Below are 15,243 nucleotides of genomic sequence, written 5' to 3'. Positions count from 1 at the left end.
CGAGCGCGGCGGGCGACGGCGTAGCGCGCGGCCGGCGCGCGGCCGATCCCGTGGATCTAGACGAGAAAAAGGTCAGGTCCGAACCCTTACTCGTCTAGATCCAATGCCGCTCAGTTAAGGCGTGGTGTGGCGTCGTCAAGGGCTCTGGGGCACGAGGATGTCGATGCTGATCGTGGCCTGGTAGGTCTTCCGGTCGATGTTGGGGCCTTTGGCGTTGTACTTGGAGATCGCTCGTTTGACGATCCGCGGGGCGCGCCTGGTCCGACGCTCGGGCATGAGGTTGGCTAGGACTCGCCGGCCGATCGCGCCGACCAGGTCGATCACCGCGCCGGTGATGGCGTTCGCCGCCTGCACGACCAGGTCACGCGCCGCGCTCAAGGCGGTAGTGAAGCAGGCCCGGTCGGGGTCAAGGTCGGGCTGGGTGTCGGTGGCGTCGGCCATGGCCAGGCGGATGGCCTGGTAGGTCACCAGCAGGGCGTAGACCTCCTGGCGGACCCCGGCCGGGGTCCTGGCTCGTAGTACCCGCCCGCCCAGGATCGTCGATTTCAGTTCCAGGAACGCTGTTTCGACCTCCCACCGTTCGTGGTAGAGCCGGACCAGGTCGAACGCCGGATAGTGGTGGTGCTCAATCAGCGTGGTGACGAGGCGGTACATGGTCGTGGCACGCCCGGCCGTGGTCTGCACGTGGATTTGACACTCCACCACGCGGACCCGCAGTTGGCCGATCACCGATAGGTATGAGCCGTCCGGCAGCCGCTGTATCACCGGCAGTTTCCGGTTGTCCTTGACCCGCACCACCAGGTATGCCCTGGCCTGCGCGATCGCCTCGATCAGGTCCGCCGCCCCAAAGGCCCGGTCCAACAGCACGACCATCGACGGACGCAGGCTGGCCACCAACCGTTTGGCGTAGGGCATCTCCCCCACCCCGGTGGGCCCGAAGATCGCGTCGATGACGGTCCGGGTTCCGCAGCACACCAACACCAGCAGCCGCAGCTTCGGATAGCCCGACCCGCCATGGTTGCAGCGATGCGGGGTGTACTCGGCCAGATTCGCCGCGCTGGCCGGGACAGCCGCGCTGGTCCCGTCTATAGCGCAGACCAGCAGCCCTCGCCACCACCGCCCACGGGTACGCGGCGCCGGACCCGGTCCCCGCACCAGGTCGAACAAGGCCCGCAAAGGAGCCGGTCCCATGCGTTGGCGGGCCTGGGCCAGCACACCCGAGGTCGGGTTCGCCACCGGCACACCGTCCAGGGCCGCTACCAGCTTGTCCCAGACCTGCCGGTAGCCCACCTCGGCGAACAACGCGCCGGCTAACAGCAGGTAGACCACAACCCGGGCTGGTACCTCACGCACACGGGACTTACCCAGACCGGCCTCCGCCAACGCGGCATCGACCATCTCGAACGGCACATGCTGCGTCAACTCCCCAACGTGCCCTGGGGCGAACACACCCGCAGCGACCTTGATCATCCGGCGGGTGACAAAATACGTGGACAGCGAGGCTCCCTACAGATCATGACCGTCTTGTGAGGACAGCCATGTCTACCGGAGCCTCGCTGCCCGTCTACCCCGGCCCCATCAACAACGCCCGGCCAGACCCTTAACTGAGCGGCATTGCGTCTAGATCCAAAAAATTCAGGGCTACCGCGACGTCCGCCGCGGTACAGACCGCTGCTCCCGCGGCCCCACCCTCCGCGATACAGGAAGCCTCCAGCTACGGACCCCTCGGGCGTGTCTGGCGGATCTTTGTGGGGCTGCGGCGGGTCCAGACGACGACCAGCGCCCTAGTGCAGGAGGCCGGCTTCGCGGGCGCCGCGGAGGGAGGGCTTGATCCGGTACGTCGGGCCGACCAGGTCGGCGACCGCGTCCAGCGTCTTGAGCCCTTCCCCGGTGTTGAAGACGACCGTCTCGGCGTCCGGGTCGAGCTTGCCGGACTCGACGAGCTTGCGCAGGACGGCCACGGTCACGCCGCCCGCGGTCTCGGCGAAGACACCGGTCGTACGGGCGAGTTGGCGGATTCCGTCGCGGATCTCGTCGTCGTCGGCGTAGTCCATCCAGCCCCCGGTACGGCGCACCGCCTCCAGGGCGTACAGGCCGGCGGCCGGGTCGCCGATGTTGAGCGACTTGGCGATGCCGGTCGGCTTGACCGGGACGATCTCCTCGGCGCCCTGGTGCAGGGCCACCGCGATCGGGTTGCATCCGGCCGACTGGGCGCCGAAGACGCGCCAGCCGTTCGCCGGGGCCTCGACCAGGCCGATCTCCACCAGTTCGGTGAACGCCTTGTCGATCTTGGTGAGCAGCTCCCCGCTGGCCATCGGGATCACCACCTGCTCGGGCAGGCGCCAGCCGAGCTGCTCGGCCACCTCGTACCCGAGGGTCTTGGAGCCCTCGGCGTAGTACGGCCGGACGTTGACGTTGACGAACGCGGTGTCCTCGAACTCGTCGGTCTCCACCAGTTCGCTGCAGAGCCGGTTCACGTCGTCGTACGAGCCCTCGATCGCGACCAGGTCGCGGTCGTACACCGCGGTCGTGATGACCTTGCCGGTCTCGAGGTCGCCCGGGATGAAGACGATCGACGGTACGCCGGCCCGCGCGGCGTGCGCGGCGACCGAGTTGGCCAGGTTGCCGGTCGAGGCGCAGGCGAACCGGCTAAAGCCCAGCCCGCGCGCGGCGGTGAGGGCGACCGAGACCACCCGGTCCTTGAACGAGTGGGTCGGGTTGGCGCTGTCGTCCTTGACCCACAGCGGGCCGCGCACGCCGAGCTCGGCCGCGAGCCGCGGGGCGGCGATGAGCGGGGTGAAGCCGGGTCCAGGGTGACCCGGGTGGCCGGGTCCTGGCCGGCGGGCAGCAGCGCCGCGTACCGCCAGATGCTCTTGGGGCCTGCCTCGATCTGGGCCCGGGTGACCCGCGCGAGGGCGGCCTGGTCGTAGGCCACCTCGAGCGGGCCGAAACACTCGTAACAGGCGTGCTGGGCGACGAGCGGGTACTCCGCGCCGCAGCCGCGACAGACGAGCGCGCGGGCGGGGCTGGCCTGGGTGGGGGTGTCGACGACCGTCGTCATGACGAGGGGTTTCCTCTCATCTTTCCCTGCGCCGCACCGTGCGACGGGGACGGAATTGGCACCTGCCCCGCCTGGCCTCGTCGTCGAGTCAGATTGCGGAGTGGTTGCCGGGGCGTCGTCGGGCCGTATCCCTCAGCCCTCTGGATGAGGTATTCAGTTGTGTTACGCAGTTACGCCCGAGTGTAAGGGCGTTCCTTACCGCTCCGCAGCCGCGGTGACGGTTATCACCGCATGTGCTCGGTAAACCACGCCAGCAGCTGCTCGTAGATCGTGGCGGCGGCCGCGGCGTCGTACCGGGCGCCGGTGTCGTTGAAGAAGGCGTGGCCGACGCCGGGCACCGTGACGATCTCGTGGGTGAGGTTGGCGCGCTCCAGGGCGGCACGGGCGGCGTCCCGGCTGGCGTTCACCCGGCTGTCGTTTTCGGCGTAGACGCCCAGCACGGCGGCGTTCCGGGAGCCGGCGAAGTCCGCGCCGTCCGGCAGCGGCCCGTAGAACGGGGCCGCGGCGGCCAACCGCGGCTCGCCGGCGGCCAGCAGGGTCCAGACCATGCCCCGCCGAAGCAGAAGCCGACCGCGCCGGGCTTTTGGTCCGGCTCGCGGCGCACCAGCTCGTCGATGCCGGCCTTCATGTCCGCGACGAAGCGCTCGTCCGGGGCGGCGTTGAGCGCGGCGGTGGCGGCCGCGGAGTCGGCGAAGCTGGCCGTGCCGCCCTCGGCGGAGAGCAGGTCGATGGCGAGCGCCGAGAACCCGCTGGCGGCCAGCCGCCCGGCGACGGAGCGGATGTGGTCGGTGAGCCCGCGGTTCTCGTGGACCACCAGGACCGTGCCGCGCGGTTCGCTGGCCGCCGCCCACGCGGCCTGCAGCGTGCGGCCTCCAGGACCGGCGAAGGTGACCGCCTCGGTCGGCAGGCCGGCCGGGGCCGGGGCGGATGGCGAGCCCGTGGCAGGCGCGGGCGTAAGCGAGTCGCCGCCGTCGCTTGAGCAGGCGGCGAGCAGGGATGAGGCGGCGACCCCGCCGACCCCGAGCAGCCCCAGCCGCCGCAGTGCCTCCCGGCGCGTGATGATGCCGTCGCCGAAGTCGACCGCTACCTCTTCGGCAAGGTACCCGTGGAACTGCGTCATACCCGGATGCACGCAGGATCGGACATTTGGGTTCAGCTCACCACGTCTTTGCGCGTGAAGCGCCAGAATGCCAGCGACCAGAAGACCGTCGCATAGGCGACCGCCGAGATGCAGCCCTTGACGATGTCGTCGGACTGCGCCGGGGTGGAGAGCAGCCCCAGCCAGGCGTCGCTGTAGTGGGTGGGCAGCACGGATCGCAGGCCACCGAGCGCGGTGATCTGGTCCAGGATGCTCGACAGGATGAAGAGCAGCACCGCGCCGCCGACCGCGCCGAGCGGGGCGTCGGTCAGCACCGAGAGCAGGAACGCCAAGCCTGCCACCACGAGCAGGCCGACGGCCAGATAGCCGAGGATGGCGAGCAGCCGCAGCAGCCCTTCGCCGGCCGGGATCTCGGCCGCGACGGTGCTGCGCAGCGGGGCCCAGCCGTACCGGAGCGTGCCGATGAGCAGGGCGGTGCCGGCGAGCAGCACCAGGGCCACCGCCGAGTACGCCAGCGCCACCACCAGCTTCACCGCGAGCAGCCGGGCCCGGGGCACCGGTACGGCCAGCAGGTAGCGCAGGCTGCCCCAGCTCGCCTCGCTGGCCACCGTGTCGCCGTGGAAGAGCGCCACCACGACGGTGAGCAGGAAACCGGCCGACACGAAGAGCGTGAAGAGGGTGAAGTTCAGCCCACCGTTCGTGGCCAGCTCGATCAGGCTGGCGAACTCGCCGCGACCGTTGTCGTCGTCCCCGCCGCTGTCGAACTGGAACGCGACCAGAATGATCAACGGCAGCAGCACCATGAACCCGAGGGCGAGCTGGGTACGCCGCCGGGACGCCTGCCGCCGCCACTCCTGCCGGACCGTGAGGGTCCGTCCGGGACGGTATCCAGAGGCGGCACCAACCAAGGTCATCTGTCCCCACTCCCCCGCGAGTTGTCGCCCACCAGGGCCAGGAACGCGTCTTCGAGGCGCCGCCGCGGCACCACCCGGTCGACCCCGATGCCGGCCCGGACCAGCTCGGCCACGACCTCGCTGCGGGCGGTGCCGTTGATGTCCACAACCAGCCCGCTGGTGCCGTCCCAGGCCACCGAGCGGACCCCGGCCAGCCCGTCCAGCACCGCCTCGGCGGCGTCCACATCGGACACGTCGAAGTGCACGGTTGGCGAGTCGCCGACGATCTCGTCGACCAGCCCGGATGCCACGATCTCGCCCTTGTTGACCACCACCGCGTGCGTACAGGTCTGCTCCACCTCGGCGAGCAGGTGGCTGGAGACCAGCACCGCCCGGCCGTCCGTGGCGTACCGCTTGAGCACCCGGCGCATCTCGGCGATCTGCGGCGGGTCCAGCCCGTCCGTCGGCTCGTCCAGCACCAGCAGCTCCGGCAGGCCCAGCATCGCCTGGGCGATCGCGAGGCGTTGCTTCATGCCGTGGCTGTACTTGCGGACCTTGCGGTGGATCGAGTCGCCCAGCCCGGCGATCTCGACGGCCTCGTCGAGGCGGGCGTCCGCCGCCGGGCGCCCGGTCGCCCCCAGTACGCCTTCAGGTTCTCCAGGCCGCTCAGGTGCGGGAGGAAGCCGGGCCCCTCCACCAGCGCACCGAGCCGGGAGAGCACCGGGGCGCCGGGCACGAGCCGGTGCCCGAAGACGAAGATCTCGCCGCCGCTCGGCTGAGTCAGCCCCATCAGCACCCGCAGCGTGGTGGTCTTGCCGGCACCGTTCGGCCCGAGCAGGCCCACCACCTGCCCGCGCTCGACCGTGAAGTCCACCTTGGACACCGCGACGAAGCCGTCCGCGTACTCCTTACGCAGCTGCTTGACCACCAGCGGCGTCTGCGCGTACTCCGGAAGGACAGAGGTGTCGGTGCGGCGGTGCCGGCGCCGCGCGATCAGGACGACCACGGCGAGCCCGAGCGCCACCGCGGCGATGAGGGCGACCAGCACCCACCGCCACAGTACGGCGGTGGTGGCGATCGGCTCGCCCGTCACCGTCGGCACGGTCACGCCGCCGCCGGCCAGCCCGACCGTGTAGACGGTGGGCTCGGCGGGCGTGGCGTACCCCTGGTCGGAGGTGGCGATCGACACGCGCAGCCGGTGCCCGGCCTCGATCCGCCGGACGATCGCCGGGAGCGTCACGGTGACCGGCTGAGCCTGCGCGATGTCGGTGGGCAGGCCGGTCAGGCGCACCGGGGCGATGAGGCCGCTGGGCAGCGTGCCGGTGCCGTTCTCGTCGAGGTCGTAGAGCTTGACGAAGAGCACGGCCTCGCCGGTCGGCGACGCGGCCCGGATCGACACGGTGGGCGCGCCGACGATGTCGACCGCGTCCGCCAGCGGCGCCGAGTCGAACATGGCGTGCTGCCCGGGCAGATCGGTCACCGGCAGGACCGAGCCGAGCGCGCCCGCCCCCGGCAGCGCCGAGATGGCTGCCGGGTTGCCGCCGGGCGGGTTGGCGATCGGCTGGGTCGGCCCGGTGAGCGCCACCTGCGACAGGGCCGTGCCGGTCAGCCCCGGGTAGGTGTCGACCGAGAAGCCGTTGGTGACCAGGCCCCGGTCCATCGCGTCGAACCCGGCCACCCGCGACCAGGTGAAGCTGTTGGACGGCGCGTCGCCCGCGCCCTTGACGTAGTGGTCCAGCCACTGCGCGGTCAGGTACCGCACCCGGTCGCGGTCGGTCTGCGGGCCGTCGCCGCCGTCGTGGCCGCCGGTGAACCACGCGACGCGTACCGGTGTGCCGCCGGCCGCGATGCCGCGCGCGTTCGCGTCCGCCTCGGAGAGCGGGAAGAGCGTGTCCGCCTCGCCCTGGATCAGCAGCGCGGGGGCCTTGATCCGGTCGAGCACCGGTGCCGGGCTGGACCGGCGCAGCAGGTCGACGGCGGACTGGGTGGCGCGGCCGGTCGTGGCCACCTGCTGGTACATCTCGCACACGTCGCGGGCGAAGCGGCCACACGTCGGGTCGCCCGCCCCGCCGGCCATGTCGCCTGCCGTGTTGCCGAAGAAGAGGCCGGCCCAGCCCTTCTTGAAGACCCCCTCGACCGGGGTCCGGCCGGTCGACTCGGGCAGGAAGGAGCGGGCCAGGTCGTTCCACGTGATCATCGGCACGATCGCGTCGACCCGCTGGTCCTGGGCCGCGAGCAGGAGGGCGAGGCCGCCGCCGTACGAGCCGCCGACGACGCCCACCCGCGGGTCCCCGTCGGCGTCCTTGCGCACCTCCGGCCGGGCGGCGAGCCAGTCCAGCAGCCGCTGCGCGTCGCGTACCTCGTAGTCCGGGCTGTCCAGGTGGACCTCGCCGCCGCTGCGCCCGAACCCCCTCGCGGTGTAGGCGAGGACCGCGTACCCGAGGCCGGCCAGGTCCTTGGCGTCCGCCGCCACGCTCTCCTTGGTGCCGCCGAAGCCGTGCGCCAGCAGCACCGCCGGCACCGGGCCGCCGCGGTCCGTGGGCAGGTAGAGCGTCGTGTCCAGGTCGACCGGCTCGTCCCCGCCCGGTCCGGAGCGCACGGTGACCACGGCGTTCTCGGTGGTGTAGGCCGGCGCGTCCGGCCACGCCGCCCAGACCGCGACGGCCGCGGTCACGGCCAGCCCGGCGGCTGCTGCGGACAGGGCACGGATTCGACGCATGCCGCAAACGGTACGGCCCTGCCGTGGCGCAGCGCTGAGAGCCTTCTCAGGATGTGGCGTGCGGCTACTCTCGGGCGCGTGGCCGAACGCGATCTCACCCTGACCGCCAGCATGCGCCCGGCGGCGCTGGATGCCCGCCGCGGCATCGTCCGGCTGCACCCGGAGGTGCTCACCGCGCTCGACCTCAACCCCGGCGATCCGGTGCGCCTGACCGGCCGCCGCGCCACCGCCGGCATCGCCGCGCGGGCCGAGCCCGGCGCCAGCCGCGCGCTCCTCTACGCCGACGACCTGATCCTCGGCAACCTGGGCGTCCGCGACGGCGGCCAGATCACGGTCGCGCCGGCGCCGGTCGTCGCGGCCCGCCGGGTCACGCTCGCCGGGCCCGTGGAGATCGTCGCGGCCGTCTCGCCCGAGATGCTGCGCCTCGCGCTGCTCGGCAAGGTGGTCACCGCCGGCGACAACGTCTCGCTCCTGCCCCAGGACGTGGTCGCCGAGTCCGGCGTCCGCGCGCTCGTCCAGGCCGCGCGGCGCAGCCTCGCCAACACCGTCGGGTACGCGTGGACGAGCACCCTCCTCACGGTGGGCGCGGTGGAGCCCGCCGACGCCGCGCTGGTCACCATGGACACCGCGGTCGCCTGGGAGGGCGGGCAGGCGACCCATGCGCCGTCCCCGACCCCGGCGGAGCCCGCCCCGGCGGTCGACGACCTTCCCGGCCTGCGGGCCCAGGCGCAGGAGCTGACCGAGCTGCTGGATCTCGGGTTCAACCACCGGGAGGTGCTCGGCCGGCTCGGCACCACCGTCGCGCTGGGCGTGCTCATCACCGGGCCGGCCGGCTCGGGCAAGACCGCGCTCGTACGCGCCGTGGCGGGCGCGGTCGGGGCGCGCGTCGTCGCCCTCTGGGGCCCCGAGGTGGCGGCGCTGACCAACAACGACGCGGCCGCGCGCCTGCGCTCGTCGGTGGGCGCCGTACGCGAAGGCGGGCCGGCCGTCCTGCTCATCTCCGACGTCGAGGCGCTCGTCCCGCGCGACCAGCCCGGTCCACTGTCGACAGTGTTCCGGCAGCTGCTCGCCGAGCTGGTCCGGGCGGGCGCCGCCGTGGTCTGCACCACCAGCCGGCCCGAGTCCGTCGACCCGTCCCTGCGTGGGCCGGACCTGCTGGCCGTACAGCTCGCGGTGCCGCTGCCGGACGCCGCGATGCGCCGGGAGCAGCTGACCGTGCTCACCCGCGGCATGCCGCTCGCCGAGGACGTACGGCTGGACGACGTGGCCGGCCGTACCCCCGGCTTCGTCGCCGCCGACCTGGCCGCACTGGCCCGCGAGGCCGGCGTACGGGCCGCGCTGCGCCAACTGGACGCCGAGTCGCCGACGGTGTCCATGGCCGACTTCGACGCGGCCCTGGAGGTGGTCCGCCCGACCTCCATGGCGCAGTCCACCCTGGAGGTGGCGGCCGTGTCGCTCGACGACGTGGGCGACATGGTGGAGGTCAAGCAGGTGCTGACCGAGTCGGTGCTGTGGCCCCTGACGTACCCGGACACGTTCGCGCGGCTGGGCGTGCAGCCACCGCGCGGGGTGCTCCTCTACGGGCCGCCCGGCTGCGGCAAGACCTTCCTGGTCAAGGCGATCGCCGGCACCGGCAAGGCGAACGTGCTCTCCGTGAAGGGCGCGGAGCTGCTCTCCAAGTGGGTCGGCGAGAGCGAGCGGGCCGTCCGCGAGCTCTTCCGCCGCGCCCGCGAGGCCGCCCCGACGCTGGTCTTCCTGGACGAGGTGGACGCCCTGGCCCCGGTGCGCGGCCAGGCCACCGACGGCGGCACCACCGACCGGGTGGTCGCGGCCCTGCTCACCGAGTTGGACGGCGTCGAGGACCTGCGCAACGTCGTGGTGATAGGCGCGACCAACCGCCCCGACCTGGTCGACCCGGCCCTGCTCCGCCCCGGCCGCCTGGAGCGCCTGGTGTACGTCCCACCGCCGGACACGGAGGCCCGCGCCGAGATCCTGCGGGCCGCGTCGCGCACCGTCCCGCTGGCGGACGACGTCGACCTGCCCGCGCTGGCGTCCGAGCTGGACGGCTTCTCCGCCGCCGACTGCGCCGCCCTCGTACGCGAAGCCGCCCTGGCCGCGATGCGCGAGTCCCTGGAGGCGTCATCGGTAACGGCCGCCCACGTGTCAACGGCCCGCGACCGCGTCCGCCCGTCCCTAGACCCCAGCCAGGTCGCCTGGCTAGAAACCTACGCCGCCCAACAGTCCCGCTAACCCCCCGCGATCAAGGCTTTCCCCGTCGATCAAGGGCATATGGTCGTGCTTTGATCTCCAAACCACGACCGTTTGCCCTTGATCGACGCACAAAGCCTTGATCGACGCGCCGCCGACCGACGCGCAGCCGACGCGTGCGCCGCACGACGCCGGCGCACGACGCGGCCCGCGGCCAGGGGCGGTCAGGGTTGGAAGGAGGTGCCGGTCCAGCGGTACGGCGTCCGGGTAGTGATGCCGGCCGCGTCCGCCGTCTCGACGGCGAGTACGCCGCGGTCGTAGGTCCAGCCGACCAGCGACCGCCCTTCCGGCGGGCGGATCGCGTCGAGGGCGGCCCAGCCACCGTCGAGGTGCCGGTCGAGCACGAACACCGCGGTCGTGCCGAGCCCGTCGTCGGCTCGGCGGTCGCAGGTGATCGCCACCAGCATCCGGCGCACGCCGTCGCCGTCCAGGTCGACCAGGTGCGGCAGTAGGTCCGGCGCCGACGGCTGCTCCAGGTCGAACGTGGTGCCGCCGCCAAGCGCTTTGCCGTCCGCTCCGAACGTCAAGGTCGGCGTGGGGCAGCCGGTACGCCCGGCCACCGGCGCCAGGTGCACCGGGCCACCGGCGAGCAGGCCCGGGTACTCGGTAGAGCTGACGCTCACGAACGCCCGGCCCGTCCACCGGTAGACCTGGGCAGAGCCGAGCGAGTAGTCCCACAGCTCGTGCCAGGGGTGGACGTCCACGTAGAGCCGGCCGTCCCGGACCCAGTGTCCGGTGTAGAGCGAGCCGCGCGGCCCGACCCAGCCGAGCGCGCGCAGGGCGTTGCCCTCCCGGGTCACCACCAGCAGCTGGCCCTGGCCGTCGCCGCTGTCCTCCGCGTCCTGCCGGCACTCGGCCGGCAGGATCGCCTCCGGTCGGCCGTCACCGGTCAGGTCGCCGAACGCCAAGAGCTCGGGGTTCAGCAGCACTCCCGGCAGGTGGCTCGTGCCGATCTCGGTGGGCTTGAACTCGACCGGGCCGGACGGGCAGCCGGCGTGCGGCGGGAACGTGATGGTGGTGTTTCGCCAGTCCGTCGCGCCGATCGGGTCGGTGATCTTCTGCTCCGGCCAGGGCTTCGGCGACGACGAGGGCTTCGGCGAGGACGAGGGTGCCGGCGTACTCGTCGTCCCGGGGGCGGGCTCCGGCGGCGCGGCGGAACCGCGTACCACGCTGATGCCGCCGATCGCGAGGACGAGGACGGCCGCGGCGGCGAGCGCCGCGGTGGCCGTCCGCCGGATCCGCTGCTGGTGCTCGGCCCGGCGGCGGACGGCGCTGGGCGCCGGCGGGACGACCACGCGCCGCACCTCATCGCCCAGCTCGGCCAGGTTCGTCCCGATACGCTCGTGGTCACTCACGGCCGGTCACCTCCTCGGCGGTGTCGCGGAGTTGGGCGGCGAGGGTGGCCCGCCCGCGGTGCAGCCAGGACTTGACCGTGCCCACGGCCACCCCCATCTCGTGGGCCACCTCGGCCACCGGCAGGTCGACGACGTGGTGCAGGACAAGCGCGCGGCGCTGGTCGGCGGGCAGCGTCCGCAGTGCGGTCACCAGCGCGACGTGGTCCGGGCTCAGCGGGGGTACGTCGAGGGTCCGTTCCCTGCGCAGGTGACGGCGCACCACGCCGAGTCGCCGCCAGCGGGAGGTCGCCAGGTTGGCCGCGACCCGGCGGATCCACGCCAGCGGGTCTTCGTAACCGGCGATCACGTGCCAGCGCTGCCAGGCCCGGCAGAACGCCTCCTGAGCCAGGTCTTGCGCCTCGGCGATGTCTCCGGTGAGCGCGTGGACCATCGCCACCACGTCGCCGTACCGGGAGTGGTAGAGCGCGTCGAAATCAGCGGCGCCCGGGGGCCGGTCGCGGCGTCGGGCTGTTGGTCAGCGAGAGCCGGCATGTACGTCACACGCCATGTGGTGCCGGCGGGTTGCGGCTAGCGGCGGCGGGTGCGCGCCCGGGTGGAGCGGATCCGGCGCAGCCGTCCGATGAGGACCGGATCGTGCTCCAGCGCGGCGGGGTTGTCGAGCAACCCGTTGAGCACCTGGTAGTACCGGGTCGCGGAGAGGTCGAACGCGTCGCGTATCGCCTGCTCCTTCGACCCGGCGTGCTTCCACCACTTTCGTTCGAACGCGAGGATCTGCTGCTCCCGCTCCGTCAACGGCGGCTCGGCCTGAACGGCTGCCGGCGCGTCGGTGTCCAGGTCGGTGTCCACGACGTCGAGGTCGGGCTCGAAAGCCTCGACTTCGACCGCCGGAGCGTCAGCGGCGGGCTTCATGGCGCTCCTCGCAGATATCGATTAGCACGGAAGTACTAAAGACTACCTCACGTGACGTCCCGACTCCGCATGAGCCAGATCGCAGCCGCCAGCACCGCCGCTGTGCCGACCCCGAAGACCAATGCGGACTGTTGCCATGTGACCACAAATGTGTCCGGAAGACACTCACCGCCGGGCGAGAAGTTGCAGGCGTTCCAGTCGGTCAGCTCGAACTTCTTCTGGAACCAGGCCACGGTGTACGTCGACAGCACCCACCGGTCGGGGAACTTCGTACCCGCGATGCCCAGCGCGATGCGGAGCCCGATTTCGCTGATGACGCCCACACCGACAGCCACCCCGAGCGCCATCGCCGTGTGCCGGCCGACCGAGGCCAGGCCGAACCCGATCGCCGCCACGGCGAGCACCAGGCCGGCGCCGCGCGCGCCGCTGAGCGCGAACGACTCCCAGGCGCCCTGGGTCATCGTGCCGGTCTGGCCGTCGTACTTGCCGATGAGCCAGAACGCGAGCGTCCACAGTGCACCGAGCGCCACCGTGACGCCGAGCAGGCTGGTCAGCAGCACGCCGAGCTTGGTGAAGAGCACGGAGAGCCGGCGCGGCCGCCAGAGCAGGAGGTTCATCATGCCGCCGCTGTGCCACTCCGCGCCGACGTACGAGGCGCCGACGATGAAGCCGAACAGCGCCACGATCCCGGCGAACACCGAGATGAAGATGCCGAACTCGCCGCGGAAGTTGAACTCGTACGGCATGAACCAGTCGGCGTCATACTGCTCGCGCTGCGGGCCGAACTCCGCGCCGCAGTCCGGCGGGTAGCGGTCGGTGATGTTCTCGCCGCGCGCCTTGGCCGCCTCGCACTCGGTCACCATCTGCTGGTGCCAGCGCACGGCTTCCTCGTACTGCCGCTGCGCCTCGGCCTCGGCGGCGGCCCGCTGCGACGGCCCGATCTCCTGGCTGGCCAGGGTGAACGCCACCGTGATGGTGCCCAGGCCCAACACCAGCAGCACCAGCATGAGCCGGGTCAGCCGCCGCTTGAAGAGCCGGCGCACCTCGGCCTTGATCAAGCCCTTCACGCGGGCACCTCCACAGACTGATCCACCTGGCGGTGCTGGCCGGCCACCGGCGCGGTGCCGGTCAGTTCGAGGAAGACGCTCTCCAGGTCGACGGTGACCGGCGCGAGCTCGCTGACGTACAGCTCGCGGCCGGCCAGCGTACGGGTGACCCAGGCCGGCTTCTCGACGCCGGTGACCAGCAGGTGGTCGGGCTTGATGTCGACCCGCGCGCCGGCCGCGACCAGCACCTGGGCCGCGGTCGGCAGGTCGGCGGCGGACTCCAGCCGCACCACGACGCCACCGGTCGAGTGCTGGGCCAGCACGTCGGCGACCGGTCCCGCGGCGACCCGCCGGCCCAGCGAGATGATCGTGACCGAGTCACAGATCTGCTGCACCTCGCCGAGGATGTGGCTGGACAGCAGCACCGTCATGCCGGACGCGGACAGGTCGCGCATGAGGTCGCGCATCTCCCGGATGCCGCCCGGGTCGAGGCCGTTTGCCGGCTCGTCGAGGATCAGCAGGGCCGGGTTCTTCAGCAGCGCGGACGCGACGGCCAGGCGCTGCTTCATGCCCAGCGAGTACGTCTTGACCCGCTCCTTGGCCCGGTCACGCAGGCCCACCAGCTCCAGCACCTCGTCTACCCGCTGCTGCGGGACCTGGCCCGCGTCGGCGAGCAGGGAGAGCGTGTCGCGCGCGGAGAAGTGCGGGAAAAACTGTGGACTCTCCACAATGGCCCCGACCCGCCCCGCCACCTCCGGCAGGCTGGCCGGCACCTCTTGGCCGAGGATCGCCATCCGGCCGCCGTTCGGGCGGATCAGCCCGAGCAACGTACGCAGGGTCGTGGTCTTGCCCGACCCGTTCGGCCCCAGGAAGCCGTGCACCTGGCCGGCCTCCACCACCATGTCGAAGCCATCCAACGCCTGCCGGGCACCCCGGCGGCGGCTTCGGTAGGTCTTTCGCAGACCTTCTATCTCCAGCACCGCTGTCACGCCGGACACCATACTCGGTATGCACAAGCGACGCTGTCCCGCTCAGGCGCGTGTCACCCGCACGCCCGCGGTTTCGAACGCCGCGACCGTCTCGTCCGGCGCCCCCAAGTCGGTGACCAGCATTTCGATGCGCTCGATGGGGCAGATCCGGGCGAACGCGTGACCGCCCAGCTTGGAGGAGTCGGCGATGATCACGACCCGCTTGGCGCGGGCGACCATCAGGTTGTTCATGGACGCCTCGCCCTCGTGGTGCGCCGCCGCCCCGAGCTGGACGTCGATCGCGTCCACGCCGAGCAGCGCCACGTCGAGGGTCACCTCGCGCAGCAGCGCACCGCCGAGCGGCCCGACCAGCTCGTACGACTGCGGCCGCACCACGCCGCCCGCCACCACGATCTTCATGCGGGACCGGACCAACAGCTCGTTGGCGATGTTCAGCGCGTTCGTCACCACCGTCAGCTGGGCGCCGTCGCTTCCGCTGTTCAGGTCGGGCCGTACGGCCAGGGCGCGGGCCACCTCGGTCATCGTGGTGCCGCCGTTGAGCCCGACGACCATGCCGGGCGACACGAGCGCGGCGGCCGCGGCGCCGATCCGCTGCTTCTCCGCGGAGTGCTTGGCGGTCTTGTAGCGCAGCGGCAGGTCGTACGAGACGCCGTTGGCGACAGCGCCACCGCGCGTGCGCGTAATCATCTGTTGCTGGGCGAGCTGGTCGAAGTCGCGCCGGATGGTGGCCTGCGAGACGTCCAGCTTGGCGGCGGCGTCCTCGACGCTGACCCGCCCGCTCTCGGTGAGCAGTTCGAGCAGGGCGTTCCAGCGTGCGTAGCGATCCACCGTAACCTCCGGTGTACGGACGGTGCTTGGATGCGTGCACAATAGTGCTCGAAACACTGCCACGCAAAACAGCCGG

The 15,243-nt window shown here is 72.0% G+C and carries 10 protein-coding genes, 3 pseudogenes and 1 riboswitch; of the genes and pseudogenes, 1 reads left to right on the top strand and 12 read right to left on the bottom strand.

The genetic code is table 11. The features are described from left to right. Positions 1–135: 135 nt before the first annotated feature. The 6 genes and pseudogenes from Prum_RS21760 to Prum_RS21740 form a co-directional block, all read right to left on the bottom strand. Positions 136–1,470 carry an IS4 family transposase gene (locus tag Prum_RS21760; protein WP_173073357.1) on the bottom strand — a complete coding sequence of 445 codons (1,335 nt, stop codon included), beginning with the start codon at positions 1,468–1,470 and terminating at the stop codon, positions 136–138. Between the two features lie 314 nt (positions 1,471–1,784). Beyond that, positions 1,785–3,061 (bottom strand): annotated as a pseudogene (thrC, locus tag Prum_RS21755) (threonine synthase). A gap of 13 nt (positions 3,062–3,074) precedes the next feature. Then, positions 3,075–3,212: riboswitch (SAM riboswitch) on the bottom strand. A gap of 73 nt (positions 3,213–3,285) precedes the next feature. Then, positions 3,286–3,573: a dienelactone hydrolase family protein gene (locus tag Prum_RS53875; protein ID WP_218577303.1), complete on the bottom strand. Its 288-nt coding sequence runs from the start codon at positions 3,571–3,573 to the stop codon at positions 3,286–3,288. Next, a complete protein-coding gene (locus tag Prum_RS21750) occupies positions 3,465–4,181 on the bottom strand; it encodes a dienelactone hydrolase family protein (protein WP_218577302.1) in 717 nt (238 codons plus the stop codon). The genes Prum_RS53875 and Prum_RS21750 overlap by 109 nt, the downstream gene beginning before the upstream one ends. 32 nt (positions 4,182–4,213) lie before the next feature. Next, entirely contained in the window at positions 4,214–5,074 is an 861-nt protein-coding gene (locus Prum_RS21745; RefSeq protein WP_173078197.1) for an ABC transporter permease, read from the bottom strand. Further along, positions 5,071–7,772: pseudogene (locus tag Prum_RS21740) on the bottom strand (alpha/beta fold hydrolase). Before Prum_RS21740 ends, Prum_RS21745 begins: the two are co-directional and overlap by 4 nt. 111 nt (positions 7,773–7,883) lie before the next feature. On the opposite strand from Prum_RS21740, the gene Prum_RS21735 reads away from it, so the two are divergent. After that, positions 7,884–10,022 carry an AAA family ATPase gene (locus Prum_RS21735; RefSeq protein ID WP_371871380.1) on the top strand — a complete coding sequence of 713 codons (2,139 nt, stop codon included), beginning with the start codon at positions 7,884–7,886 and terminating at the stop codon, positions 10,020–10,022. A 182-nt stretch (positions 10,023–10,204) separates the two neighbouring features. On the opposite strand, the gene Prum_RS21730 is transcribed toward Prum_RS21735, so the two are convergent. The 6 genes and pseudogenes from Prum_RS21730 to Prum_RS21705 all read right to left on the bottom strand — a co-directional run bounded on the left by Prum_RS21730 (position 10,205) and on the right by Prum_RS21705 (position 15,167). Next, positions 10,205–11,395: a hypothetical protein gene (locus tag Prum_RS21730; RefSeq protein WP_173078195.1), complete on the bottom strand. Its 1,191-nt coding sequence runs from the start codon at positions 11,393–11,395 to the stop codon at positions 10,205–10,207. Further along, positions 11,388–11,864: pseudogene (locus Prum_RS21725) on the bottom strand (SigE family RNA polymerase sigma factor); the annotation flags it as partial. The gene Prum_RS21730 and the pseudogene Prum_RS21725, both read right to left, overlap by 8 nt. A gap of 98 nt (positions 11,865–11,962) precedes the next feature. After that, complete coding sequence (locus Prum_RS21720) at positions 11,963–12,304, bottom strand: DUF3263 domain-containing protein (RefSeq protein WP_173078193.1); 342 nt, start codon at positions 12,302–12,304, stop codon at positions 11,963–11,965. A 47-nt stretch (positions 12,305–12,351) separates the two neighbouring features. After that, positions 12,352–13,371 carry an ABC transporter permease subunit gene (locus Prum_RS21715; RefSeq protein ID WP_246278019.1) on the bottom strand — a complete coding sequence of 340 codons (1,020 nt, stop codon included), beginning with the start codon at positions 13,369–13,371 and terminating at the stop codon, positions 12,352–12,354. Continuing rightward, positions 13,368–14,339, bottom strand: a complete 972-nt coding sequence (locus tag Prum_RS21710) for an ATP-binding cassette domain-containing protein (RefSeq protein ID WP_173078192.1) — start codon at positions 14,337–14,339, stop codon at positions 13,368–13,370. The genes Prum_RS21715 and Prum_RS21710 overlap by 4 nt, the downstream gene beginning before the upstream one ends. 42 nt (positions 14,340–14,381) lie before the next feature. After that, complete coding sequence (locus tag Prum_RS21705; protein ID WP_173078191.1) at positions 14,382–15,167, bottom strand: DeoR/GlpR family DNA-binding transcription regulator; 786 nt, start codon at positions 15,165–15,167, stop codon at positions 14,382–14,384. Positions 15,168–15,243 lie beyond the last annotated feature (76 nt).

It is taken from the genome of Phytohabitans rumicis (assembly GCF_011764445.1).
Lineage (GTDB): Bacteria > Actinomycetota > Actinomycetes > Mycobacteriales > Micromonosporaceae > Phytohabitans > Phytohabitans rumicis.
The sequence above is the reverse complement of the archived record's forward strand: the minus strand, read 5'-3'. Positions and strand labels throughout refer to the sequence as shown.